The sequence below is a fragment of the Acinetobacter geminorum genome, assembly GCF_013009345.1.
GTDB classification, from domain to species: Bacteria; Pseudomonadota; Gammaproteobacteria; order Pseudomonadales; family Moraxellaceae; genus Acinetobacter; species Acinetobacter geminorum.
On record NZ_JABELE010000015.1, the window covers coordinates 64,982 to 89,634 of the forward strand.

General features: G+C 38.1%; 19 protein-coding genes and 1 pseudogene. 12 read left to right on the forward strand and 8 right to left on the reverse strand.

Annotated features, from left to right (window positions below):
* Positions 1-51 precede the first annotated feature (51 nt).
* From HJG58_RS14565 to HJG58_RS14575, 3 genes are all read right to left on the reverse strand, one after another.
* Positions 52-867, reverse strand: coding sequence for a PhzF family phenazine biosynthesis protein (locus HJG58_RS14565; RefSeq protein WP_170249469.1), 816 nt, complete (start codon positions 865-867; stop codon positions 52-54).
* A gap of 149 nt (positions 868-1,016) precedes the next feature.
* Positions 1,017-2,411 carry an L-cystine transporter gene (locus HJG58_RS14570; protein ID WP_170249470.1) on the reverse strand — a complete coding sequence of 465 codons (1,395 nt, stop codon included), beginning with the start codon at positions 2,409-2,411 and terminating at the stop codon, positions 1,017-1,019.
* A 208-nt stretch (positions 2,412-2,619) separates the two neighbouring features.
* Positions 2,620-3,501, reverse strand: coding sequence for a LysR family transcriptional regulator (locus tag HJG58_RS14575; protein ID WP_170249471.1), 882 nt, complete (start codon positions 3,499-3,501; stop codon positions 2,620-2,622).
* A gap of 96 nt (positions 3,502-3,597) precedes the next feature.
* Here HJG58_RS14575 and HJG58_RS14580 point away from each other — a divergent pair, with 96 nt between their 5' ends.
* Together HJG58_RS14580 and HJG58_RS14585 are read left to right on the forward strand one after the other, a co-directional pair.
* Positions 3,598-4,776 (forward strand): YbfB/YjiJ family MFS transporter, encoded by a 1,179-nt coding sequence (locus HJG58_RS14580; protein WP_216076582.1) that lies wholly within the window; start codon positions 3,598-3,600, stop codon positions 4,774-4,776.
* Positions 4,773-4,898, forward strand: a complete 126-nt coding sequence (locus HJG58_RS14585) for a hypothetical protein (protein ID WP_170249472.1) — start codon at positions 4,773-4,775, stop codon at positions 4,896-4,898. Before HJG58_RS14580 ends, HJG58_RS14585 begins: the two co-directional genes overlap by 4 nt.
* A gap of 40 nt (positions 4,899-4,938) precedes the next feature.
* Here HJG58_RS14585 and icd read toward each other — a convergent pair whose 3' ends face one another.
* The gene (icd, locus tag HJG58_RS14590) at positions 4,939-6,195 is read right to left on the reverse strand and encodes an NADP-dependent isocitrate dehydrogenase (protein ID WP_170249473.1); all 1,257 of its coding nucleotides are present in this window, start codon (positions 6,193-6,195) and stop codon (positions 4,939-4,941) included.
* 196 nt (positions 6,196-6,391) lie between these two features.
* Between icd and HJG58_RS14595 the strand changes: the two genes are divergently transcribed.
* Positions 6,392-7,180 (forward strand): rRNA large subunit pseudouridine synthase E, encoded by a 789-nt coding sequence (locus HJG58_RS14595; RefSeq protein WP_170249474.1) that lies wholly within the window; start codon positions 6,392-6,394, stop codon positions 7,178-7,180.
* Positions 7,181-7,295: 115 nt separating this feature from the next.
* Here HJG58_RS14595 and HJG58_RS14600 read toward each other — a convergent pair whose 3' ends face one another.
* Entirely contained in the window at positions 7,296-9,533 is a 2,238-nt protein-coding gene (locus HJG58_RS14600; RefSeq protein ID WP_170249475.1) for an NADP-dependent isocitrate dehydrogenase, read from the reverse strand.
* A 400-nt stretch (positions 9,534-9,933) separates the two neighbouring features.
* Positions 9,934-11,637 (reverse strand): M61 family metallopeptidase, encoded by a 1,704-nt coding sequence (locus HJG58_RS14605; RefSeq protein WP_170249476.1) that lies wholly within the window; start codon positions 11,635-11,637, stop codon positions 9,934-9,936.
* A gap of 170 nt (positions 11,638-11,807) precedes the next feature.
* On the opposite strand from HJG58_RS14605, the gene HJG58_RS14610 reads away from it, so the two are divergent.
* From HJG58_RS14610 to HJG58_RS14640, 7 genes and pseudogenes are all read left to right on the forward strand, one after another.
* Complete coding sequence (locus HJG58_RS14610) at positions 11,808-13,127, forward strand: D-alanyl-D-alanine carboxypeptidase PBP6B (protein WP_170249477.1); 1,320 nt, start codon at positions 11,808-11,810, stop codon at positions 13,125-13,127.
* A gap of 97 nt (positions 13,128-13,224) precedes the next feature.
* Complete coding sequence (locus tag HJG58_RS14615; RefSeq protein WP_170249478.1) at positions 13,225-14,511, forward strand: NAD(P)/FAD-dependent oxidoreductase; 1,287 nt, start codon at positions 13,225-13,227, stop codon at positions 14,509-14,511.
* Between the two features lie 135 nt (positions 14,512-14,646).
* The gene (locus HJG58_RS14620; protein ID WP_002118581.1) at positions 14,647-15,129 is read left to right on the forward strand and encodes an FKBP-type peptidyl-prolyl cis-trans isomerase; all 483 of its coding nucleotides are present in this window, start codon (positions 14,647-14,649) and stop codon (positions 15,127-15,129) included.
* Positions 15,130-15,247: 118 nt separating this feature from the next.
* Positions 15,248-16,690: a cryptochrome/photolyase family protein gene (locus HJG58_RS14625; RefSeq protein WP_170249479.1), complete on the forward strand. Its 1,443-nt coding sequence runs from the start codon at positions 15,248-15,250 to the stop codon at positions 16,688-16,690.
* A 253-nt stretch (positions 16,691-16,943) separates the two neighbouring features.
* Positions 16,944-17,399: pseudogene (locus tag HJG58_RS14630) on the forward strand (glycosyltransferase family 2 protein); the annotation flags it as partial.
* Positions 17,396-19,240 carry a hypothetical protein gene (locus HJG58_RS14635; RefSeq protein WP_170249480.1) on the forward strand — a complete coding sequence of 615 codons (1,845 nt, stop codon included), beginning with the start codon at positions 17,396-17,398 and terminating at the stop codon, positions 19,238-19,240. The pseudogene HJG58_RS14630 and the gene HJG58_RS14635, both read left to right, overlap by 4 nt.
* A complete protein-coding gene (locus tag HJG58_RS14640; protein WP_170249481.1) occupies positions 19,218-20,138 on the forward strand; it encodes an alpha-amylase family protein in 921 nt (306 codons plus the stop codon). The genes HJG58_RS14635 and HJG58_RS14640 overlap by 23 nt, the downstream gene beginning before the upstream one ends.
* Here the strand turns inward: HJG58_RS14640 and wecB are convergent.
* Together wecB and HJG58_RS14650 are read right to left on the reverse strand one after the other, a co-directional pair.
* A complete protein-coding gene (wecB, locus tag HJG58_RS14645) occupies positions 20,123-21,265 on the reverse strand; it encodes a non-hydrolyzing UDP-N-acetylglucosamine 2-epimerase (protein WP_170249482.1) in 1,143 nt (380 codons plus the stop codon). The two genes, HJG58_RS14640 and wecB, sit on opposite strands and share 16 nt — an antisense overlap.
* Before the next feature lies 1 nt (position 21,266).
* A complete protein-coding gene (locus HJG58_RS14650) occupies positions 21,267-22,484 on the reverse strand; it encodes a tetratricopeptide repeat protein (protein WP_216076583.1) in 1,218 nt (405 codons plus the stop codon).
* A gap of 289 nt (positions 22,485-22,773) precedes the next feature.
* Between HJG58_RS14650 and HJG58_RS14655 the strand changes: the two genes are divergently transcribed.
* A complete protein-coding gene (locus HJG58_RS14655; protein WP_086265432.1) occupies positions 22,774-23,475 on the forward strand; it encodes a VIT1/CCC1 transporter family protein in 702 nt (233 codons plus the stop codon).
* A gap of 117 nt (positions 23,476-23,592) precedes the next feature.
* The gene (locus tag HJG58_RS14660) at positions 23,593-24,639 is read left to right on the forward strand and encodes an NAD(P)H-dependent flavin oxidoreductase (protein ID WP_170249483.1); all 1,047 of its coding nucleotides are present in this window, start codon (positions 23,593-23,595) and stop codon (positions 24,637-24,639) included.
* Positions 24,640-24,653: the final 14 nt, after the last annotated feature.

A 24,653-nucleotide genomic window follows, 5' to 3' on the forward strand; every position in this document is an offset into this window, starting at 1 on the left:
TTCATAGTAAAGTTTTGAAAAAAAAGCCGTTTATTTAAACGGCCTTATATTTTAAGGAAAAATTTCAGCTTGCATATAAAGCTTCCCATACCCTGAAACTTCAATACGTTCCTGATTCAGGATATTGCAATATAAAACGCCTCCACGGCTAGAAGCCTGATAAGCCATAATATTATTTTTATCGAGTTTCTCTGCCCATAATGGTGCTATTGCCGTATGAATTGAACCCGTAACTGGATCTTCCTCAATGCCCGCGACAGGTGCAAAATAACGCGATACACAATCATATTGTTGATCGGCTTTTGAGGTGATTGCAACATCCATCCCTGCAGTGGTAATCGCAGTCCGTTTACCTAAGGCTTTAAGTAAGTTCATGTCAGGCTGCTCATCTAACACGTCTTGCACTGATTCATACTCAACAATGTAGGCTTGAACATTTTGATAAACCGCTTTAAAGGGTTTTGTTAATGCTTGACGTAAAAGAGCTGGATAATCTTCAACTTGATGAGCTTTGCGAATTGGAAAATCCATTCTGATTTTACCGTCTTCATCTTGGTGAACGATAAAAAGCCCTAAATTTCGGACATGAAAATTAAGAGTCTTTTTCTCGGTAAAATCTTTAAATAATACAAAAGCACTGGCAAGTGTGGCATGCCCACAGAAATCAACTTCGATCGTTGGAGTGAACCAACGGATTTCATAGTTTTCAGAGTCTATAATTTTTACAAAAGCAGTTTCAGATAAGTTGTTTTCAAGTGCTATCTTCTGCATTAAATCTACATCTAACCACTCTTTTTCAACAACGACAGCGGCTGGATTTCCACGAAATAACTCTTTTGTAAAAGCATCGACTTGATACATTTTCATGATAGTGCTCTCTTTTGTAATAGGCTCATTTTCGAAAATTATTTAAAAGAAAAACAGATACAGTTTTTTTAAAATTAACATCACAGTAATAATTTATGCATATAAAAAACGGCTCATCCAGAATAGAGAGCCGTTTTTTTTACTGATCTTTAATGATGTTGAGTTAATTCAATTTCATCTTCACTGTTTAATATTTCTTTATCAGTCTGGCCCATGAATTGACTCGTCACTACACCCGCAGTCATTGAACCATTTACGTTTAATGCAGTACGTCCCATATCAATGAGGGGTTCAATTGAAATAAGAAGCGCAACCAAAGTTACAGGTAAACCCATTGCAGGAAGAACAATCAGCGCAGCAAAAGTCGCACCACCACCTACTCCGGCAACCCCAATTGAACTTAAAGTCACAATACCAACTAACGATGCAATCCACATTGGATCTAAGGTGTTAATACCCATAGTAGGTGCAACCATCACCGCGAGCATTGCCGGATATAAACCTGCACAACCATTTTGACCAATAGTCGCCCCAAAAGAAGCAGAGAAACTTGCAATAGATTCAGGCACACCTAAACGACGAGTTTGTGTTTCAATGCTCAATGGAATACTGGCAGCACTTGAACGACTAGTAAATGCGAACGTTAAAACTGGAGCAACTTTCTTAAAGAATTTAAGAGGAGAAACACCCGTCATCATCAAAATAATGGCATGTACGATAAACATAATCACCAAGCCTAAATAAGACGCCACCAAGAAACCGCCTAGATTTAAGATATCTGCGACATTTGAACTAGCCACAACTTTGGTCATAAGCGCAAATACACCATACGGCGTAAGTGTCATCACGAGACGAACGAGTTTCATTACCCATGACTGCAACGTCTGAATCGCAGTCAGAATACGTTGACCTTTTTCTGCGTCGTCCTTCATTAGGTTAAGCGCTGCTATACCTAAAAAGACGGCGAAAATAACCACGCTAATAATTGAAGTTGGGTTTGCACCAGTTAATTCAGCAAATGGGTTACTTGGAATAAAGGAAAGAATAAACTGCGGTACACTTAAATCGGTAACTTTACCTACATAATCTGTATTAATCGCAGTTAAACGTGCAGTTTCAGCAGCACCTTGCACCAAACCTTTTGCCGTTAAGCCAAACAGATTGGTAACAAATACCCCTACCAGTGCAGCAATCAGCGTTGTAAAGAGTAAAGTACCGATCGTATAAAAACTGATTTTGCCTAAAGAAGATGCTTGGTGTAATTTTGCCACCGCTCCCAAAATAGACACAAATACCAAAGGCATCACAACCATTTGTAAAAGTTTTACATAGCCGTTTCCAACGATATTAAACCAGCTAATAGATTCAGCAAGAATCGGATGGCCACCGCCATAAATCAAATGTAGTCCTAAACCAAACACCACACCTAGAACTAAGCCAGCCAGAACTTTTTTCGATAAGCTCCAGTCCGTTTTACGTGTTTGGGCGAGTAAAAATATTAACCCGACAAAAACCACAATATTGATGATTAAGGGTATATTCATTCCCAAACTCCAAATTATTGCTTGTGTCATCTTTCAAGGGGGCATATTTGACCATAGCCGGCCTATATAAACTACCCTTTTCAACAATTTTATAGCATCAAGATGATTACAAACCTCTGTGAGAATATAAAATGACTTTTTCATACATATATATCACTTTTAATTTATAAATTAAGTTAGATATTTACGTATGAAAATCAATCACAACCTAAGCAACCTTTAATTGAAATTGTTGCTCAATAAAATGAATAAACTGCTTTAAATTGGTTCCCCATGTTTCAGGAGACTGGGCAACCAAGTAAGTAGTAAAATGAGCGGATTCAGTATTAAGTCCAAAACAATTGACTGAAACTTTATCTGCAACTTTTGTGAGATATGATTTCGGTAATAAAGCAAAACCCACCCCTAATTCGACACAGCTTACAATCCCGTCAAGACTGCCCATTTCCATAATTTGTGAAGGCGGAACACTGTGATCATTTAAAAACAACTCAATTGCATGTCGATATGAACACCCCTGCCGAAATGCAATAAATCTGGTCTTTGCAAGAGTCGCCTTGTCTGGGAAACCCTGTTGTTGCTTAGGACAAACCAAAACCAGCTCTTCATGCCATACAGGAAAACTATATAACTCAGGAATCGAATGTTTCGATGCCACAAAAGCACAGTCTAACTCCCCCTGATGTATTGCATTTAATAAATAACGGGTCGGATGAGTTTGAAGTTCAATAGGCAAAGTAGGATACTGCCTCATACATTGATTGAGTAATTGAGGTAGACGTATTGCTGCTGTCGTTTCCATACTGCCCAAACGAATGGATTCATTCGGATCAATATCACCTTCTTGAAAGATCTTCTTAGCTTTATCGTGCAATGCAATCATTTGAACAGCATAGCTATGTAACTGTTGTCCAGCATTCGTTAAAGTCACGGGGTTATTACGATTGAATAAAATAACCTCTAACTCTTCTTCAAGTTTTTTTATATGGCTCGTGATATTCGATTGAACCGTATACATTTTTTGTGCAGCCAATGAAAAACTTCCACTCTCTGCAACTGCTAAAAAAAACTCTAGAGACTTAAGCAACATACTACTATCTCAAAATAAGATAACAACTATCATATTAAATCATTTTTAAAGATTTAAAAACTCGCTTTTAATAATAAAAAAATTGAGCGTCCTCTCATGTCTACGTTTTATCGAATGAGCTTAATTGTCTTTTTGGCAACTTTTTTGGGAATTGGTGTTTTTAGGTTTTCCTATACCGCGCTCATGCCCATCATGATCGAGCAATACCATTGGACCCATGATTTTGCCAGTTACTTAGGCAGCGCAAATTTATTGGGATATCTCATTGGTGCTTTATTCGCCCTATTGAGTATTAAGGAAAAGTACATCCCACCCATGATTGTCTTGTCGGCTATAGCTGGCAGCCTCAGCCTACTCGGCTGTTCATTCATGGATATACCTTTGGTGTGGTTCATTTTTTGGCGTACGATTTCAGGTATTGCTGGCGGCTTACTTATGATTTTGGCGCCTAGCTTTGCGATGAAATACATTCCCACCACGCAAAGATTAAAAGTTAATTTCTTAGGATTTAGCGGAATTGGTGTGGGGGTGTTATCCGCCACCATTATTATTCCCCTACTTCAAAATATGCCTATTTATTATGTTTGGTATATTTTTGCTGGTCTTTCGCTATTAGGAAGCTTAACTCTTTATCGATTATCAAGTCCTAATACTGCCCAGATTATTAAACCACAATCGACCTCTCTACAAGCCTCACAAAAATCACGTTTAGGCCTTGTCATTATTATTGCCTATATGTGTAGTGCCTTTGCCTATATTCCACACTCTTTATTTTGGATGGACTATTTATCCGGAACTCTGCATTTTCCCTTACAGCAAAGGAATTTATTTTGGGTTCTCTATGGAGTGGGAAGCTGCATTGGTGCACTTGTCGCTTATTGCTTAAGCCGACTAATCGGATATCTACAGGCCATTAAATGGTTATATGGCATTTACTGCTTAGCCGTTGTTTTGCCTTTCCTTTCACATACCGCATCTTTACTGGCCTTATCTTCGCTTTTGACAGGCTTACTAACCCCCGCAACCGTATTTATTAGTTCTTATAGTCTGCTACAGATTTATGAGCAACATTATCAAAAGCTTTGGAGCTTTGCCACCATTGGCTTTGCTAGCACTCAGCTTTTAGGTGGGGTTGTCATTAGTACTTTGCATCATTTGAATTGGTCTTATGCACATCTCTTTCTTTTGAGTGGAACCGTTCTACTCTTTGCAGTTTGCCTTTTAACTCCCCTACACCCTTCTTTCATCTCAACCCTCGGAGAAACCAAATCATGAAATCTCTGTTCTTCCCGCTATTTTTAATTGCCTTTGTTCTTGTTATTCAGACCCTAGACCAGAGTTATCAAAAGAAAATCGGCTTTATTAAAACTCCGAAACATCCCGAATTTATGCAATAAAAAAAGCCCTCAGTTGAGGGCTTTTTTAAGGGAAATTTATTTAATCTCCCATATGTTTGATAATTGCATCACCAAATTCAGAACAACGTAACAAGGTTGCACCCGGCATTAGGCGCTCAAAATCGTAAGTTACGGTTTTGGCTGCAATTGCTCCAGAAATTCCTTTAATGATCAGATCAGCAGCCTCTGTCCACCCCATATCACGTAGCATCATTTCTGCAGAAAGAATAATAGAACCAGGGTTTACTTTATCTTGACCAGCATATTTAGGCGCAGTGCCATGAGTTGCTTCATAAACTGCAATTGCACCACCAATATTTGCACCAGGTGCAATACCAATGCCGCCTACTTCTGCTGCTAAAGCATCAGAAATATAATCACCGTTTAAATTTAGAGTAGCAATAACGGAGTAATCGGCTGGACGCATGAGGATCTGTTGTAAAAAGGCATCTGCAATCACATCTTTGATAATGATATCTTTACCAGTTCTTGGGTTTTTAATTTTAACCCATGGGCCACCATCAATTAGCTCTCCACCGAAACGATCCAGAGCCAATTCATAGCCCCATTCTTTAAATGCCCCTTCGGTATACTTCATGATATTACCCTTGTGAACCAGCGTCACAGAAGGCTTATCATTTTCGATTGCAAACTGAATGGCTTTACGGACTAAACGTTGTGTTCCTTCTTTTGAAACAGGTTTAATTCCAATACCACATCCTTCAGGGAAACGGATTTTTGTGACACCCATTTCTTCTTGAAGGAACTTAATGACTTTTTTTGCCTCTTCAGAATCGGCTTTCCATTCAATCCCTGCATAAATATCTTCCGAATTCTCACGGAAAATGACCATGTCAGTTAATTCTGGGTGTTGAACTGGTGAAGGAACACCTTCAAACCAACGCACTGGGCGTACGCAAACATATAGATCTAGTTCTTGGCGCAAAGCAACGTTGAGTGAACGAATGCCTCCACCAACTGGTGTGGTTAAAGGACCTTTGATTGATACAACGAACTCGCGAAGTGCTTCGAAAGTTTCTTCGGGCATATAGTTGCCATAAATTTTATTGGCTTTTTCGCCGCAATACACTTCCATCCATTCGATCGAGCGTTTGCCACCGTATGCTTTTAAAATAGCAGCGTCTACGACTACTTTCATTGTTGGTGTAATATCCACACCAATACCATCACCCTCAATGAAAGGAATAATTGGATGATTTGGTACGTTCAGTGATAGGTCTGCATTTACTTTGATTTTGTCGCCGTCGGCAGGAACCACGATCTTCTGATAACCCATTATGTAAATTCTCCCTTTTATAATACTTAATTAACTAAAAATAATTATCGATAAACAATACTTTCAACTTTTATTAACGCATAATAGCTTAATCGAATTTAATTCTTTTTGAGATTTATGTGGGAAATAAGCAAATTTCGCACTTAAATATAGCTCAATGTTTTCTCTAGTTATTTGAAAGAAGAAGCCATTTTTTATGAAAATTGTGATTCTCAACAAGCCTTATGACGTTCTCTCCCAGTTTCGTAAAGACGAAGCGCACATGACCGTCTCTGACTTTGTTGATGACCCGACTTTGCGCTTGGCAGGCCGTCTCGATATGGACTCTGAGGGTTTAGTTTTTTTAACCGATCATGGTGGTCTGAATCAGTTCATTACCAACCCTGCAAATAAAAAATACAAAACGTATTTAGTTCAAGTTGATGGCGATGTAACCGAAGAAGCGCTTGAGCAACTTCGTAAAGGTGTAGAACTGAATGATGGTATGACGCTTCCTGCAAAAGCCATTAAAGTCAGTGAACCTGAATGGTTATGGGAACGCAATCCACCCGTACGTTACCGTGCAAATATTCCAACATCTTGGATCGAGATTTCAATTTGTGAGGGCCGTAACCGCCAAGTTCGTCGTATGACTTCTGCGGTAGGTTTTCCAACTTTACGTTTAATTCGTACTAAAATTGGCTCAATCGATTTAGTTCAACTTGGCTTAAAACCGGGTGATGTAAAAGAAATTGAACCATTACTTTACCCTGACTTTAAAGATGTGCCAGCTGAACAACCTTATCGATCACGTTCATATGTGAAAAAGCCAGGCGGTACGGGTGGCAAACCAATTGTTCGCAAAAACAAAGATGGTTCTGCGAAAAAGTCTGGTACAAAACGTATTTGGCAAATGGATGAAAGCGAGAAACCACGTCGTAAGACTAATGGTACAACTCGTCCAAATACCAAAGCACCACGTGGTCGTGGCCGCAATAGTCGATAAGATTTAATCTTTTAAAGGCTCACTTAGGTGGGCTTTTTTAATGTCTTTTATTTTAGGCAATAAAAAACCGGTGCATATGCACCGGCTCTTAAGCTAATTACTAACGAGTTAGTAATTAAGCCTCAACTGTTGCAAGAGCTGCATTAAATGTAGCACTTGGACGCATTACAGCATTTACTTTAGTTGGGTCAATTGCGTAGTAACCACCGATGTCCGCTGGTTTACCTTGTACTTGAGCAAGTTCAGCAACAATCTTCTCTTCATTTTCAGCTAAAGCTTTAGCAAGAGGAGCAAATTTAGCTTTCAATTCAGCATCTTCGTTCTGAGCAGCAAGCGCTTCAGCCCAGTAAAGTGACAAGTAGAAGTGGCTGCCACGGTTGTCGATTTCACCAGTACGACGTGATGGAGACTTGTCATTGTCAAGCAATTTACCAGTCGCTTCATCAAGTGTCTTCGCAAGTAACTTAGCACGAGCATTATTTTCTTTAATGCCCATCTCTTCTAAAGATACTGCAAGCGCAAGGAACTCACCAAGTGAATCCCAACGTAAATGGTTTTCTTCAACAAGTTGTTGTACGTGTTTAGGCGCTGAACCACCAGCACCAGTTTCGTACATACCACCGCCCGCCATAAGCGGAACGATAGACAACATTTTTGCAGAAGTACCAAGTTCCATAATTGGGAACAAGTCAGTTAAGTAGTCACGTAAGATGTTACCAGTCACAGAAATTGTATCGAGGCCACGAACTACACGCTCAAGTGTGTAACGCATTGCACGTACTTGAGACATGATCTGGATATCAAGACCAGTCGTATCGTGATCTTTTAAATACTTCTGTACTTTCTTGATCAATTCATTTTCGTGTGGACGGTATGGGTCAAGCCAGAAGATCGCAGGCATGCCTGAGTTACGTGCACGAGTTACTGCAAGTTTTACCCAGTCACGAATCGGAGCGTCTTTCACCTGACACATACGCCAGATATCGCCTTCTTCAACATTTTGAGTCAATAACACTTCACCAGTGTCAAGATCAGTAATGTTTGCAATACCTGCTTCAGGAATTTCAAAAGTCTTGTCGTGAGAACCGTATTCTTCAGCTTTTTGAGCCATCAAACCAACGTTTGGTACTGTACCCATTGTTTTTGGATCAAAGTTACCATGCCATTTACAGAAATTGATCATTTCTTGGTAAATACGGGCAAATGTTGATTCTGGCATTACTGCTTTAGCATCGTATTGCTTACCATCAGCACCCCACATTTTACCACCAGCACGGATCATTGCAGGCATAGAAGCATCTACGATGATGTCGTTAGGTGAATGGAAGTTAGTGATGCCTTTTGCTGAGTCAACCATCGCAAGTGCAGGACGGTGTTCTTGGCAAGCATGTAAATCTTCAATGATTTCTTCACGTAATGAGGTTGGAAGAGTTTCGATTTTCTCGTATAACCCAGCCATACCGTTATTTACGTTAATACCTAATTCGTCAAACAACTTACCGTGTTTTTCGAAAGCTTCTTTATAGTAGATTTTCACACAGTGACCGAAAACGATCGGGTGTGAAACTTTCATCATTGTCGCTTTTACGTGTAAAGAGAATAAAATTCCCGCTTCTTTACAATCATCAAGTTCTTTTTCATAGAAATCACAAAGTGCTTTCTTGCTCATGAACATTGAATCAATGATTTCACCTTCTTGAAGCGCAACTTTTGGCTTAAGAACAATGCTCTTACCACTATTCGTGATAAGTTCCATTTTCACATTACGCGCGCGATCAAGTGTCATTGATTTTTCACCATGGTAGAAGTCACCTTCTTCCATATGTGAAACATGAGTTTGTGACCACTGTTTCCACTCGCTCATTGAATGAGGGTGTTTTTTCGCATAGTTTTTAACTGCTGCTGGAGCACGGCGGTCAGAGTTACCTTCACGAAGGACAGGGTTTACTGCTGAGCCAAGGCACTTACCATAACGAGCTTTGATTGATTTTTCTTCTTCAGTCGTTGGATTTTCCGGATAATCAGGAATTGCGTAACCTTTTGATTGAAGCTCTTTGATACATGCAGTTAATTGCGCAACAGACGCACTAATGTTCGGGAGTTTGATAATGTTTGTATCTGGATCTTGTGTAAGACGACCTAGCTCTGCAAGGTTGTCGGATACCTTTTGCTCTTCACTTAGGTAATCAGCGAATTCTGCGAGCACACGTGCAGCTACAGAGATGTCACTTTTAATAATCTCGATGCCAGCTGGCTTGGTAAAGGTCTCAATGATCGGCAGTAGCGAATAGGTCGCCAATAATGGCGCCTCATCAGTCAGTGTGTAAATAATAGTTGACTTTTCACCAGCCATATATAGCCCCTTCCGTTTGATTGAGTGTTGAGGACCGAGCTTGTGGCCCAGTGCCTACGAACCGATATGCTTAAATAAAACCCTGAGAGTATCGGCTCTCATTGTCTTCCAGTCAACGAAATATCCAGTGATAACGACATTTCGCAGCGAAATAATACATAATTTAAATCTATTGATAATATTCCTATACCCAACTTTAAGTAATACATCATTCATCATTACTTTTTTATGGACTGAATATGATTAAATTACATGAGATATCTTTCAGAGTTCTGACAATTATTATACTTTTCATTCAAAACAAACTCAAAGATAAAACGAATCTCATCGTTTAGTAGCACTTAAAAATAAAAAACCGATGTACAAAACATCGGTTTTTTATAAACTATTTAACTGTTATTTAAGCTTTTAACCATTTTTCAGTTTTAGCCTGATCTTCAATAATAAGTTCAACTTCAGTTAAATCAGATGTAGCACACTCAACTTCAAAAGATAGTAACTCATCGCGACGGAAAGCAAACACAGTATAAGTACCGCCCTGTTTTGCATACTTCTCAACAAGTTTAGTGGTCGCTTTTAAACCATCAATTGCAATAATTACATCATTGGCAGAAATACCTGCTTTAGCAGCTGCGCTATCACGGCGAGCGCTTTGCACGAGTACTCCTTCTGGCTTATCAACAAGTTTCAAACCAAGTGGCAAAGATTTGTCAGTTTTAACTCTATAACTTAAGCCAAACTCAGGGAACAGTTGATCAAGTGGCAATTCATCAGTGGTATTAATCAAATGATTAATTTGTTCAATCCAACTATCACCCGTCAGTTCTTTACATAAATCAAAAATGGTTCGCTCATTTACTTGCATACCATTTTGAGTGTTTTCATATAAGCGACGCATTAAAGCATCAAGACTAGAACCACGTAGACGTAAGCCTAAATCTAGACATAACGCAACTAACGAACCTTTATTGTAGTAACTGGTACCCGCATTATTCGAGTTTTCATCTTGACGATAAAATTTAATCCACGCGTCAAAACTTGACTCTGCAACTGTTTGAATAAAACGGCCTGGGTTTTGCAAATAACGGTCAATTTGTGCTTTGAGTAAATCAAGATAAGACTTCTGAGAAATCACACCGCTACGTAATAAAATCAGGTCATCGTAATATGAAGTAAAGCCTTCAAATATCCACAATAAAGACGTGTAGCCTTCTTGATGCAAATTATAGTTTGCAAAGTTTTCTGGGCGGATAAACTTGACTAACCATGAATGAAAATATTCATGACTACATAAGCCTAAAAAGCGTTGATAATCTTTAGAAGGTTCAGTGGGTTCATTCGACTTTGGCAAATCATCACGCGGTGTAATCAAGCTTGTGCTATTACAATGCTCTAATCCGCCATAACTATTCCCTGTTGCCATGGTCATAAAGGTATAGTTTTTAAATGGTGCTGATCCGAACATATTTATTTCAGCTGCACAAATTTTTTCAATATCGGCTTTTAGGCGATCAATATTGGTATTGTGCGAACCAGAAATTACGAACTCATGTTCAATACCGTTCGTCTCAAAACTAAAGCGTGTTTGATCAGCCAACTCAAATGGACTATCGATCAGTTGATCATAATGATCTGCTTTTAAAGTAAATCGACCTTTAACTAAGCTTTTTGAAGCTAAGCCCGTTGCTAACTGAAAATGCTTTAATTCATCTGGCAAGAAAACTTCGACTTCACAAGCAGACTGCTCCTGCCCCTCTAAAGCCAAACATACACACGCAGGATTAATATATAGACGAGTCTGGTCTATATACGCACCACGGACAGACAAATCATATGCATACACATCATATTCAATCGTCATTAATTCGTGGTCTGTATTAAATAAACGCCAGCGATTCTTGCTCGTTTTTTTAATGTCCAGCAGACGTCCAGCTTCATCATAAGCTTTAACGGATTCAATATGTTTTGAGAACTCTCGAATTAGATAACTACCCGGAATCCACGTTGGTAACCAAAGTTCCTGATTCGGGTTGGCTAAAAAACGAATTGTCACGTGAACAAGGTGCTGTTTGTAATCATCGAACTCAATTTGATAATGCAACATAAATTCTTCAATTTAAAAATAAGAACGGCTTCACATTAGATTATCACTTTTTTGTATCGTCTTGCGTAGATGTATTTTTTGGCAACAATTCACACTAGCCTTCCATGAAAAAAAGGCATAGCATGCTGTGCATCTGTGTCCCGTATTTGCCAGTGAAGTTAAGGTCATCCGTGAAATTTTTTCTATCTCTTTTTACCCTCTTTAGTATTTTTTGTACTACCCTAACCAATGCTGCATTACTCAATATTGCACCTGAAAGTGTTGAAGCTGCTGCATGGACTATTGTAGATACTCAATCGGGTCAAATCATTGCTGAACATAATAGCCATGTTCAACGCGCACCAGCATCTTTAACCAAAATGATGGTTGCATACATTGCCCTAAAAGAGATTAAAGCTGGAAAACTGAAAAAAGAAGAAATCATTACTGCAACTCCAGTGGTTAGTGTTGTGCAGTGGGATGAATCACAAATGTATCTTAAAGCTGGTGAACAAATTTCAGTTGATCAGTTATTGGCAGGTCTAATCGTGATGTCTGCTAATGATGCAGCCGTGACTTTAGCTGAAAAAATCTCTGGCGATGTTCCACGCTTCGTGCAGCGTATGAATCAGGAAGCTCAAGCTTTGGGTATGAAAGATACTCATTTTAGTAATCCTGCTGGAATTACAATGCCTGACCATTTCACTACAGCACACGACCTTAGCTTATTAAGTCAGGCATTAATTAAACAAACCCCTGAATATTTACATTATTCAAAAATGCCAAGCTTTAGCTATAACCAACGTTTCCACCACGCGACTAATCTTGCTTTGAAATATGATCCATCTGTAGATGGCTTAAAAACGGGATATACCAAGGCAGCAGGTTATAACTTGGCTTTAACAGCTTCACGTCCTTCATTCTCATCTGACTTAAGTCAAAGACGTTTATTAGTCATTGTTTTAGGTACACCGAGTGCTGTAAAACGCGCTGAGATTGCAGATAAATTAATGAATCTTGCTTATACCTATACACGTGATGAAGTGATTATTCCTGAGCAGAAATTAATTGCTGAACTACCTGTTGTAAAGTCGACTTTAAAAATGTTTAAGGTTGAAACAAAGCAACCGACAATTGTAACGACATCTTTATACGCAGACTCAGCACCAATTGACCTAAATACTTTTGATAATGTGACTCAACGCGTTCAAGTACTTGATAGCAATCAACAGCTAAAGGTGATTGCTCCACTTGAAACGACTCAGACCCATGTAAACATTGAACTCAATGAAAAACAATTAACTGCGCCATTAATGAAAGTCGTAAGTTTGGCAACAGTATCGATTTATCAAAATAATCAACTTATCCGTAGTCTTCAAATCGAAGATAACGTACATATTGAAGAAGCCAATATTTTCCAAAAAATCGCAATGTGGTTTTCTAGCCTCTTCTCTATTTTTTCATCAAGTGAACATAGTGCTGCAAAACTCTATCCAGTAGATTCGCACTAAAAACATCAAATTGTGCACAGACGCACAATAATTTTTATAAATAAAAGATGGCATAATTTAGCCATCTTTTTTTATAGAAAAATAATTAGGTGAAAAAATGGCCCAAAATTTACATCATATTGTAATTGTTGGTGGTGGTGCTGGCGGCTTAGAACTGGCAACACAACTCGGTGAAACTTTTGGGAAAAATCGTAAAGCAAAGATTACATTGGTTGACCAAAACCTTACCCATATTTGGAAACCATTGCTTCATGAAATTGCTGCTGGTTCTTTAAATCCCCACGAAGAACAAACTAACTATTTTGCGCACTCAGAAAAACATCATTACGAATTTGTGCTCGGAACATTAGTTGGGGTTAATAAAGATAAAAAATTAATTGAACTAATGCCCCCTCAAGTGTCTAAGGATCAACAGAATCATTCGCAAGAGCTAAGTTATGACACACTTATTTTAGCGCTTGGCTCAGTATCAAATGACTTTAATACAGCAGGTGTGCGTGAAAACTGCCATTTCCTTGATAGCAGAAAGCAAGCCGATATTTTCCAGCAAGATTTATTACATCTTTATATTGAAGCTCAAAATCAACCAAATCAGCGAACTTTAAATATTGGAATTGTTGGTGCGGGAGCAACAGGTGTAGAGCTTGCAGCTGAGTTAATTGAAACGACTAAAAACTTTTATCGATATGGTTTAAAGAAGATTCATCCCAACCAAGTCAAAATCACACTGATTGAAGCTTCTGAACGTATCTTACCTGCTTTAAATGATAAAACTGCTGAACACAGTGCAGGACAACTTAAAAAAATGGGTGTTGAAATTTTAACTCAACATCGTGTTGAAAAAATTGATAAACATTGCATCTACTTTAGTAATGGTAATCAACTCAAAAGTGATATTACCGTGTGGGCCGCAGGCGTAAAAGCACCGAAGGTATTAGAAAGTTTTACCGATTTTAAACGCGATAACATTAACCGCCTGATGGTCTATGCAACGTTGCAAACTTATTCTGATCCAAATGTATTTGCGTTTGGTGACTGTGCTCATTGCCAACTTGATGCAAGACATCCTCCACTTGGCCCGCGTGCTCAAGTTGCAAGCCAACAGGCCAGCTTCTTAGTCGATGCTATGGCTGCTCGACTAAATGGTCGATCACAGCCAATGTTTACGTTTAACGACAAAGGTTCTCTCGTGTCTTTAAGTCGTAATAAAGCCGTTGGAGAATTACTTGGGGATGTCAGCGTGCAAGGCTATATTGCAAAAACAATGTATGTCTCTTTATATCGTTTACATCAAGCAACGATTCACGGATATACTCAGGCTGGACTACTCACAATGAAAGATTTACTTACAAGACGTGTACGTCCAAAAATTAAGCTGTATTAAGTTGAATTTTTTAAGTTCGTCCCTATTTATATAAAAACGCATCAGAAAAAGTGCCAAAGATTAAGATTTTGTAGTCTACAAAATTTATTTTTCACTTTATGATGTACGCTTCAATTGATTGAATGGATCAAAAACATGACTGCTATTGCAAATAACCACGTGGTTTCATTCCACTACAAATTAACAAACGCTGAGGGTGAAACACTTGATCAATCTCAAGGTGAACCACTTGCCTATTTGCACGGTGCAGGCAATATCATTCCTGGTTTAGAAAATGCATTAACAGGTAAAACTGTTGGTGAAAAATTCACTGTTAACGTTCCAGCTGCTGAAGGTTATGGCGAATACAACCCTGACCTAGTACAAGAAGTTCCAGCTCAAATGTTCCAAGGTGTTGAGAACATTCAACCTGGCATGCAATTCCAAGCTCAAACAGATGACGGCGTACAGATCGTTACTGTTAAAGCGGTTGAAGGCGACAACGTTGTTGTTGATGCTAACTTCCCACTTGCTGGTCAAGATTTAACTTTTGAAGTTGAAATCGTAGAAATCCGTGACGCTTCTCAAGAAGAATTAGATCACGGTCACGTACACGGTGCTGGTGGTCATCACCACTAATTCATCTTTAAAGATGATAAGAGCAAAGCTTCGGCTTTGCTTTTTTTATGTATTTATTTTTATATAATATTTTGATAATAATTCTTTAACTCACTTCACTCTAAAAGGGCCAATTTTCATGTCAAACGTAAATCAGTTAATTTGGTTTCGTCAAGATTTGAGAGTTCGAGACCATGCTGCTTTATGGCATGCCTCTCAACAAGGGCCTTGTATTGGGTTAATTATTTTATCGCCTGAACAATGGAAAATGCATCACGATGCACCTATAAAAATTAATTTCTATCTACGTCAACTTCAACAACTCAAAAAAGAACTAGAACAACTTAATATTCCCCTTATTATCCAAGTCATTCCTTACTGGAAAGATATCGCTGATTATATTGGTGAACTTAGCACTCAACTTAATATTGAAAACGTCTATTCAAATATAGAGACCGGCGTTAATGAATTAAAAAGAGATAAAACTGTACAAGATTTTTTAAATCAACAAGGCAAAGAACTTTTTTTATTTCATGACCGTACGATTTTTCCTTTACGCTCTATTCGCAACCAGTCACAGCAGCCTTATCAGGTTTTCGGTGCATTCAAAAAAGCATGTTATTCAAAATTGGATATCAGTGGGTTACCTCAATGCTATCCGATTCCTGAAAAGCAAAATGCCTACCCGACCTCTTGTTCAAAAATAAACAGCTTAACTCTAAAAGATATTGAAGCTTTTTTTGAGCCTTCTGTTTCTAAAGAGCAACAAGACTTATGGCCAGCCGGAGAAGTTTTTGCTCTAGAGCAACTCGACGTATTTATTAAAGATCATCTATCTGATTATAAATCTAAACGTGACTTTCCCAATGTAAAAGGAACTAGCCAACTTTCTCCCTATTTAAACCTTGGGATTTTGTCTATCCGCCAGTGCCTGCAAGCTCTTTTTAGGGCTGAACATGGCAACTTTCATTTGACAAATGAAGGTCAGCAGACTTGGCTAGATGAGTTACTTTGGCGAGAATTTTATCAGCATATTTTATTTGATTTCCCCCATGTTTCTAAACACATTCCGTTTAAAAAAGATACTCAAAAAATTAAGTGGAGTCACAATCCAGAGCACCTAGCTGCATGGCAAACGGGCCAGACAGGTATACCGATTATTGATGCGGGTATGCGTCAACTTTTAAAAACTGGCTGGATGCATAATCGTGTACGCATGATTACAGCCATGTTTTTATGTAAAAACTTGCTCATCGATTGGCGAGCAGGTGAACAATGGTTTATGGAGCACTTAATCGATGGTGATTTAGCAGCAAATAATGGTGGCTGGCAATGGTGCGCTTCTACTGGAACTGATGCTGTACCTTACTTTAGAATTTTTAATCCTATTGCTCAATCAAAGAAATTTGATCCAAATGGAGATTATATTCGTCAATGGGTTGAAGAATTAGCTCATCTAGACAATAAAGCCATTCATGAGCCCTACTCGACCAAAACAAATACTCAGTTAAATTATCCAAAACCAATTGTTGATTTAAAAGAAACTCGTATTAAAGCAATTGAAACATTCAAGAACATTTAGACGCTACTTCTGTCTTTTGTGTTTATTTTTGATTAAAAAAAAACTAGAAATTTGACTATATTGTGACTTTACTCTAAAAATAATTCTAAAGGGATTTATAAAAGGACAAACACAACAATAAATTCAAAAAACATCACAGTTCATTAAAAAAGTATAAAAATTAACATTACAAAAAAGGTAGCCAGAGCGCACATGCAACAAAAGAACCCAGCAAGAACACTCGTCTTATGGATTATCGCAGCTCACCTCTTTATGGAGTGTATTTATTAAACAGCGCTCACGTTGGACTCAAGGTAATTTTTATGTGACTCGTAAATATTTACCTGTAGCGTTAAGAACGCCTTTTCCGATTGGAATTGAAATTCTGAATAACATTATGTGCTACATACTTTTCGTACCCGCGTTATTTTGGAGTCATATCACCTTAACCCTTGGGTTATTAGGTATCGCAGGAATCTCGGTTCCTGGTCCATTCACATTACTGTGGGGCCTCTCATTTTGCCTGTACGTTGCACAAATGTGGTTTACCCTATCTTTAGAAAGAGCCAAACCAGAACTCTATTTTTACTCTGTTTTATCTTATGTAAGTTACTCACAAATATTTCTATTTATTGTATTTAAAGCCGCATATGACATGCTTAAAAATAAAATACAGGGCAACTCCCTTCAATGGTACAAAACGGAACGTAGCAAGGAGAAAAATAAATGAAATACTCTTCTAATTTCTACAAAATGGTTCAAGTACTCCTTGCCAGCACCAGCTTCATGTTTGTGGCTTCTAGTTATGCAAACACATGGGAACTAGACGATATTAGTACCTCCACTAAATATACGGTTGAGTCACATTTTTTCTATATTGGAAAAGGTGCCCAATGGCAAAATGTTCAATTTTCAAGTAACTACGCTACTGAGAATGATACATCATTACTCGTAAAATATGATGATAAGCTCATCTATAACACCACTTTAAACGGTAATGGACTACTGAAGTTTGATATTCCACCAAGTCAAAGTGGCTTCCATCGCTTAGATTTTATTATTCAACAATATGCGAAACCCACCACTCTAAATCAAACTAAAGATTCTTTTTGCTCTGAAGATATTGATCATTTAACGTACTTTAATAATTCCCAGCTCGACTTCACACCGATTAGAAAAGACTATCAGCTAAAGTACTTACCAGATGCTTTATTTAACCCACAGGCTCGACGGCCTACCCCATTTGTTGGCATTTTAAAATATAACCGAAAAGAGATTATAGAAGCTTCTATGCTCGCTAGATTAGCAAGTTCATGGACTTCAATAACGCCTGTTGAATGGGTCGATTCAGGACAGACTAATTTAAATCCTGAAACAAACTTTATCATCGAAATTATTCGCTCACCTACGCCATTAAAAGGCGGAGCATTAGTACAAATCGCGAAACCTGCAGAAGGTGTGCCGACTCTATCAATTACTTACCACACTCAACAAGATTTAACGAGCGCAATAAACGGGTTAATTAATCCATCTTATGTACAGCAACTTAGTACAGGGACTGCGATTTTTCCAAATACGATATCTAATCCTGCTTGGGCTCAATTAAAAAAAATCAATACACTTGCTGATTTAGGAATTGAAGATTTCAGATTAAATCATGCTGAAAAAAACTTATTCCTTGACTTCCCTTCAGTATGGCAACCAACCGATATCTTGCAAGGGCAAATTGCACTTCGTATTCAAAGTGGTTTATTACAAGGTTCCAATATTACAGCTTGGATTGATGGTGGACTTGCAGGAAGTATGAAAACGGCTGATCTGGCTTCCGATCCAGTAAACCGTCAGTTTAATATTTTTGCAAAAGCCATTTCTAATACGACAAATTTTAGTCTAAAGCTTGAAAACTCAGTGATTGCCAATTCCCAATGTTTACCTAACGCGCATGGTTCACTCTGGATTGATACAGCCAAGTCTACTGTAAAGCTACCCCACAAACTTAAAAATGGTGTAGCTGCAATTTCAATGACTTTAGCAACGACTCCTACAATAGCGATTGATGATCAATCTGGTGCATTAAATATCGCGATTGTATTAGGACAAACCGCGAAAAAAATGCTTTTAACACCGGCACCAATGCCTCTCAACCTAGTCCGTTATTCACCAAGTGCGCCTCAATCCATAAATGTTCGCGTGAATAAAGATATTTATCAACAACAGGTATTAATGCATCAGGATATTATCTATGCACCTGCTGCGCAGAATGGATTTATTGTCAGTTATAACAATAATCGCTTTGATGTAATTACCGACTCAGAGGGTGGCGCACAAACTTTCATGCATCTTTGGGAAAAGATCCAACATAAGATTCCAAACAACGTGACAAAAATGTTGGTTTCAGAAAATGGGAATATTTATGTTTTACAAAAACTCATTGTCGGAAATCAAAAGGCCCCTTTAATCCAACAGTCTTCTTTCTTCTTACTAGTTGTGATTATCTCTGCAATTATGATAATAATTATCTTCTTGTGGTACTGGTTAAGACGAAATAATGAGAAAACAGATACCAATTAAAATAGTTGCATTTATTATTTTAATTATATGTAGTGTCATCGTGTATGCGGGGCTTTTCAAACATCAAGGTCAAGCCCCCAATATTGAAGGCATTTTCTGGCAGCCCGACAATAATACGACTCCTCCAGAGGGAAATTGGCACTATTTAGGGGTTAATACATTTGTTCCTCAATGGTCTGTAGTTGAATCTAAATCATGGTGGAAAGAATCAAATTTTCCTCAATGGGAAAAAGCCATTAATTTAGAAAAGATTAAACAAGAACCTTGGGCTAAAAATCTCATATTAGGCTTAGCTGGTGAATATAATGAACCTAAAGCTCGGGCAAATGTCATTGAGTTAGGTGAAAAATCTGCTCAAATTATAAAAGAACAAAAAACGATACCTAAAGGTTATTATTTTCCAGTAGAGGCAGATCCAACTTGGCTACGAGTCAGTGCTTTAGGCCATGTATTGTCAAAGCTTCCCTCACCAGTCTGGGTGAGTATTTATAGTGGCGAAACTGAGCCCGAACATTATGATTTATGGGTTAAAAGCTGGCTGCCTGACCATACGGGAGTTTTTTTCCAAGATGGCGTAGGCGTAGGGGTTCGATCACCTAAACAAGCCAAACATATTTTAGACCAGCTTGAACATAAACTTGGAAAAGACAAAGTAATTATAGTGTTAGAAGCTTTTAGAGTGAAAAAGAATGGGCAATTTAGAGCCGCGTATCCTTGGGAAATTATTTCTCAGCTAAAAGCGTATGAAGGCAAAACTGTTTATATTTTTGATGGGCCACATTACATGAGCCGCTGGTGCGTCAATATTGTGAGTTTGTGGTATCGCCTCACTTATGGTGGTAAGAATACCTCCGTAAGTGAGAATAAACCTTTAACTGTTAATTATGCCAATTCATAAGATTTAGCAATTTGATCGAGAATACGTTGAGCTGCTTGCCCGTCACCAAATGGGTTTTCTACGTGCGCCATTTTTTCATAGTGCTGTTGGTCAATGAGTAACTTTTCAGCTTCTTCAATAATTTTTTGTTGATTTGTACCCACCAAAACGCCTGCTCCCACCTCAACAACTTCTGGTCGCTCGGTAGTGTCTCGCAAAATTAAAACTGGCTTATTAAATGATGGGCTTTCTTCTTGCAAGCCACCCGAATCTGTCAAAATAAAAGTAGATCGGTCTATGACTGCCAATAGACTTGGGTAGTCTAATGGTTTAACAAGATGGATTTGGGAATGATCTCTAAACTTATCATGCACCACATCATGTACTGCTGGGTTTAAATGGACTGGCCAAATAAAATGTAAATCAGGATGGGCTTGGGCTAAGTGCTCAACCGCGTTGCAAATATTTTGAATTCCACCGCCAAAGTTCTCACGGCGATGGGCAGTAATAAGTACAACTTTGTCATCCTGCTTTAATTGAATTCCATAAGGTTCAAGCTGGTTTTTCAAATCAGATTTTTCAGCAATTAATTTACGTCCTAGATATACCGCATCAACAACGGTATTGCCTGTAACTGTAATGAGCTCTGGCTGAATTTGTTCATTGAGTAAGTTTCTTTTTGATTGTTCTGTCGGAGCAAAATGCCATCTGGTAATACGTGAAACTAACTGACGATTTCCCTCTTCTGGAAAAGGATGATCTAAATCATAAGAACGTAAACCAGCTTCAACATGCGCAACAGGAACTTTCATTGAAAACGCGACTAAGCCAGCTGCTAAAACAGTTGTTGTATCACCCTGAATAACAATCGCATCTCTTTTTTGTCCATCAGTGTACACATTCTCGATTTGGCTCAAACCATGAATTAAGAGCTGATTTAAACTTTGTCCAGCATTCATAATTTTAAGACGATGGTCAATTTCAACCCCAAAGAAATCTATCGCATCTCTGACCAATTCGTCATGCTGTCCAGTAAAAATCACTTCAACTTGAAAGCGAGGGTCTTGTTTTGCCAATAAAATCACAGGGGCAAGTTTGATTAATTCAGGACGGGTTCCAAATACAATAGATATAAAAATTTTCTTCATTTTAGAAATCCTTATAAAAAACGAGTTCTACTCGAGTATTGTTGTAATGATCTTTTGTATTTACTGGCACATCTTTAAAGTAATTGCCATATAGTCGTTCTACACGTAATTTTATAGGTTGATAATTAAAAGGCTGCCATGAAATACCTGGGCCATATTCAAATAAATTATTGTAATACTCATCTTTACTGTCAGCTAAGGCATGCAATTTCATATAAGCCTGTACAGTGCCCGTTTCCCCCTTATAGACATTCAAACCCGTACGTAATCGCAAGTCACCAATAACGTTATAATCTTCTCTAGAATAAGTTGCCGCATTACCATATAAATCAGTGAAGTAATCATTAAAGCAAAGTGAATGATTACAATTATTTTGAGAATACCACTCTTGATAACCCGTCACCCCACCGACAACACTTTCACGAAATTTATCTCTATTTCGATCAATTAGATCATAGCTTCCCCCTACTTCTAAATACATGCGCACAGGTATAGAAGTCCAAGGTTGATAATTAGCGCCCACACCTAGAGTTAGTGCATTTTCATCAATAATTTCAGGTCGAACACCACCTTGAGATTGAGTATCGCGGTTTAGACTTAAAAAGCCGTACACCTGCGCTCGACCATTATCTAGGTTCTTGCCATAACGAGCTTTAAGTGGGAAAATTACATCGTCATAACGTGACTCATATGAAGGTGCAAAATAAACATCTCGAAAATAAGTTTTGACCTCTCCTCCACTTAGATTTTTTACAGCCTGTGTCGCTTTACTCGCAATATCAGCATCTTTAGACTGGGTGAGTTCTTTAAAAACCACCAAAGCCTCTTTGTTATTTTTTTGAGAATTAAGCAGATAGGCTTCTTGGAGTTTTAAAGTATCATCTGCTGGATCTAACGCCTCTGCTTTTCTTAGACTTTGTAAAGCAGCATCTTGTTTCCCTAACCGAATCTGTATGTAAGTTAAACTTTTCCAGACTTTAATATCTTGTGGTGTCATCTCTCCAAGTTCTAATAATAATTTCTCGGCATTTTCAGGTTGAGTCTTCTCAATTTTATAAAATTGATCCCATTTATCATAAATTGGGTTTCCAGGTTTGTATTCTTGATTAACAATTTCTTGGGCAAATGTAGTCTCAATACTTAACAGGCCTAAAGCTGGACAGATCGAACCAATAACGATAAAGGAACGGGTTATAGATTTTATTGTTTTGCTATTCATTGAGACCTCTACAGTAAAATGGATAGAATGCTTGTCTAGTAATAAAGTTAAAGTTAAAGTTAAAGTTAAAGTTTATTTAACAAATATTTATTATAGTTAAACTCATAAATGACACTGTTTATATAAATATATGAGTTCTTTAATTTGTTCATTTCATCTCCTTTTATATTATGTTCTTGAAAAGTTCTTATCTGATTGTTTTTCCTATAATGACACATTTTTTAATCGTATTATTGTAAATAATCTTATAGGATAAGATAAAAATTTATAACTACAAGTAGGGAAAAATATGTCCTTTTCTCAACATCCAGAACATCATTTTATTCACCGCTCAGGTTGGTTAAGAGCTGCCGTTTTAGGGGCTAATGATGGGATTATTTCTGTTACTAGTCTAATCATGGGAATGGCAGCAAGTGGGGCCTCGGCCCATACTCTACTTATTGCCTGTATTGCTGGTTTAATTTCTGGTGCAACTTCTATGGCTGCCGGAGAGTATATTTCCGTAAAATCGCAAGAAGATATTGAAAAAGCAGACTTAAAGTTTGAAGCACAAGAACTCAAAAAGTATCCGCAGCGCGAATTAGATGAACTCACCCAAATTTATATAACCAGAGGCTTAACACCTGATTTAGCTCGACAAGTTGCTACCCAACTTACAAATCATGATGCATTAGGGGCTCACGCACGTGATGAAATTGGTATTCATGAAAATACCGCAGCAAATCCTATTCAAGCCGCATTAGCTTCAGCTGGCTCATTCTCATTTGGGGCATTGTTTCCTATGCTGGCTATTTTACTCAGTCCAGATATATGGATCGAAAAAACAGTCTTAATATTTGGCATTATTTCATTAGCTTTTTTAGGAGCGCTATCAAGTCATTTTGCAGGTACATCTAAACTTAAAGGAAGTTTGCGCATTACCTTATGGGGAATTTTAGCGATGGCTTTTTCAAGCTGGATCGGCTCTTTATTTCATGTTACTCCACTTTAAAAAATTAGAACTTATAAATATTTAAGAACTAAATATTTAAAAACTAAATGCCCAATATTATTTGCTCTTACTTCTGATTTCACGTTATGGTGAAGAGAAAGAAATGAGGTGAATAAAATGAGCCTGTTACAACAACTTGAAATTAAACATCCGATTTTTCTTGCCCCTATGGCAGGTGTGTCTACACCTGAACTTGCAGCAGAAGTTTCTAATCAGGGTGGTCTTGGGTCCTTAGGTCTAGGCGCAAATACGGCGCAAAGTGCTAGGGAACAGATTTTAAAAACCCAAACACTTACAGAAAAATCATTTCAGGTTAATTTTTTCTGCCATCAACCCGAACAACTTAACCCTCAAACCTCAACACAATGGATTGAATATTTACGCCCACAATTTGAAAAGTTCGGAGAACAGCCTCCTCAAAACTTAAACTGTATTTATCCAAGTTTTCTTGATAACGATGATTTTCTAAATGTCGTCTTAGAAACCAAACCTAAAGCGGTCAGTTTTCATTTTGGGATTCCCCATCCCCATCAAATTCAGGCATTAAAAGATGTAGGAATTATCACGATGGTTGCTGCTACTAATTTAGTTGAAGCACAAGCCATTGAAGCGGCTGGTATAGATATTATTATTGCTCAAGGTATTGAGGCTGGTGGACATCGTGGAATCTTTAATAAAACCTTTGATGCAGCAATTAAAACGAGTGATTTAGTACACCTTATTGTCAAGCATTGCAAACGACCTGTGGTAGCCGCTGGCGGTATTATGAATGGCGCACAAGCACGATATATGTTGAGCTTAGGAGCTACTGCTGTTCAACTCGGAACAGCATTTGTTCAATGCCATACATCAAATGCATCAGCCGAATATCGTAAAGCTTTATTTAATGAGCCTGTGACACAAATCAGCGCCAGTCTTTCTGGCCGTCCAGCCCGTGGCCTGCTCAACCATTGGCACACACAAATTGATTTACCAAATCGCCCTCCTCAACCCGAATATCCATATGCATATGATTTAGCTAAGCAATTAAATGCCATTGCAAGCAAGAATAAAGACTATGGCTTCGGTGCTTTTTGGGCAGGTAGTAATGTCTCGCAAATACGAGAGCTAGATGCTGCTGATCTGGTTAACCAGTTAGTCGTAGAAATGCTAGAAGATGAGTAAATCTAAAAAAGCCA

What these genes read in the sequence shown, in the direction of transcription:
- HJG58_RS14640 (WP_170249481.1), top strand. Translation starts at nt 19,218, where the DNA reads ATGAGAAAACAGATACCAATTAAAATAGTTGCATTTATTATTTTAATT.
- icd (WP_170249473.1), bottom strand. Translation starts at nt 6,195, where the DNA reads ATGGGTTATCAGAAGATCGTGGTTCCTGCCGACGGCGACAAAATCAAA.
- HJG58_RS14620 (WP_002118581.1), top strand. Translation starts at nt 14,647, where the DNA reads ATGACTGCTATTGCAAATAACCACGTGGTTTCATTCCACTACAAATTA.
- HJG58_RS14625 (WP_170249479.1), top strand. Translation starts at nt 15,248, where the DNA reads ATGTCAAACGTAAATCAGTTAATTTGGTTTCGTCAAGATTTGAGAGTT.
- HJG58_RS14595 (WP_170249474.1), top strand. Translation starts at nt 6,392, where the DNA reads ATGAAAATTGTGATTCTCAACAAGCCTTATGACGTTCTCTCCCAGTTT.
- HJG58_RS14565 (WP_170249469.1), bottom strand. Translation starts at nt 867, where the DNA reads ATGAAAATGTATCAAGTCGATGCTTTTACAAAAGAGTTATTTCGTGGA.
- HJG58_RS14570 (WP_170249470.1), bottom strand. Translation starts at nt 2,411, where the DNA reads ATGAATATACCCTTAATCATCAATATTGTGGTTTTTGTCGGGTTAATA.
- HJG58_RS14575 (WP_170249471.1), bottom strand. Translation starts at nt 3,501, where the DNA reads ATGTTGCTTAAGTCTCTAGAGTTTTTTTTAGCAGTTGCAGAGAGTGGA.
- HJG58_RS14660 (WP_170249483.1), top strand. Translation starts at nt 23,593, where the DNA reads ATGAGCCTGTTACAACAACTTGAAATTAAACATCCGATTTTTCTTGCC.
- HJG58_RS14605 (WP_170249476.1), bottom strand. Translation starts at nt 11,637, where the DNA reads ATGTTGCATTATCAAATTGAGTTCGATGATTACAAACAGCACCTTGTT.
- HJG58_RS14650 (WP_216076583.1), bottom strand. Translation starts at nt 22,484, where the DNA reads ATGAATAGCAAAACAATAAAATCTATAACCCGTTCCTTTATCGTTATT.
- HJG58_RS14635 (WP_170249480.1), top strand. Translation starts at nt 17,396, where the DNA reads ATGAAATACTCTTCTAATTTCTACAAAATGGTTCAAGTACTCCTTGCC.
- wecB (WP_170249482.1), bottom strand. Translation starts at nt 21,265, where the DNA reads ATGAAGAAAATTTTTATATCTATTGTATTTGGAACCCGTCCTGAATTA.
- HJG58_RS14615 (WP_170249478.1), top strand. Translation starts at nt 13,225, where the DNA reads ATGGCCCAAAATTTACATCATATTGTAATTGTTGGTGGTGGTGCTGGC.
- HJG58_RS14580 (WP_216076582.1), top strand. Translation starts at nt 3,598, where the DNA reads ATGTCTACGTTTTATCGAATGAGCTTAATTGTCTTTTTGGCAACTTTT.
- HJG58_RS14600 (WP_170249475.1), bottom strand. Translation starts at nt 9,533, where the DNA reads ATGGCTGGTGAAAAGTCAACTATTATTTACACACTGACTGATGAGGCG.
- HJG58_RS14585 (WP_170249472.1), top strand. Translation starts at nt 4,773, where the DNA reads ATGAAATCTCTGTTCTTCCCGCTATTTTTAATTGCCTTTGTTCTTGTT.
- HJG58_RS14655 (WP_086265432.1), top strand. Translation starts at nt 22,774, where the DNA reads ATGTCCTTTTCTCAACATCCAGAACATCATTTTATTCACCGCTCAGGT.